Annotated in this window: 1 protein-coding gene; it reads right to left on the bottom strand. The window is 59.9% G+C overall.

Annotated elements, in window-relative coordinates:
- On the bottom strand, window positions 1-574 hold a 574-nt coding region (locus tag D2K64_RS24050), incomplete at both ends, for a hypothetical protein (protein ID WP_202910833.1).

The raw sequence follows: 574 nt of genomic DNA, 5'->3' as shown, positions 1-574 counted from the left end.
TCGTGCAGTTCACCGGAGGCGACGGGCAACACGTCCTTGTAGCCTTGAGTCCCATCCGCTTCACCAGCGTCCGTACCCTGACCGTCCTGCAGAGTCAGTCCATGAAGCACGATCTCCTTGGCCTGGAGCGGAGTGATACCACCAAAGATGGCTTGGGCATTCGGGTCCGAGGCATCGAAGTGGAAGGTCTCAGTGTAGCGCAGCACTCCGTTTTCATCAGCGGTCGGAAACACTGCTGCCCCGGTGTGGTCATGGCCGTCCGCACCGTGGTCGTGCGCTGAGTTCTCGGGGTTCAAAGTCAGGTTGAGCTGGATCGGACCATATGTGTCGAGCCCTTCCGCAAGCTCGACGAAGCCATCGCGGTCGTCATCCTGCGCGAGCGTCGGGGTCTTCGCATCCTTGTCGTTGTCGAATCCGTGGATGTGCTGCACGTGCACCTGACCCGGCTCAAGCCCCTCGGCCTTGATGTGCACGGTCAGAGTTTGACTGCGCGCATCGAGGAATAGAAGTGCCTGCCCATCAACTCCGGAGTTGTTGAGCGCCGTGAAGTCAGTGGTAAAGACCTGCAGGTCGT

Origin of the sequence: Teichococcus vastitatis, from assembly GCF_003604215.1 — a bacterium.
Taxonomy (GTDB): Bacteria; Pseudomonadota; Alphaproteobacteria; order Acetobacterales; family Acetobacteraceae; genus Pseudoroseomonas; species Pseudoroseomonas vastitatis.
This window is presented reverse-complemented; position numbering and strand designations above follow the sequence as displayed.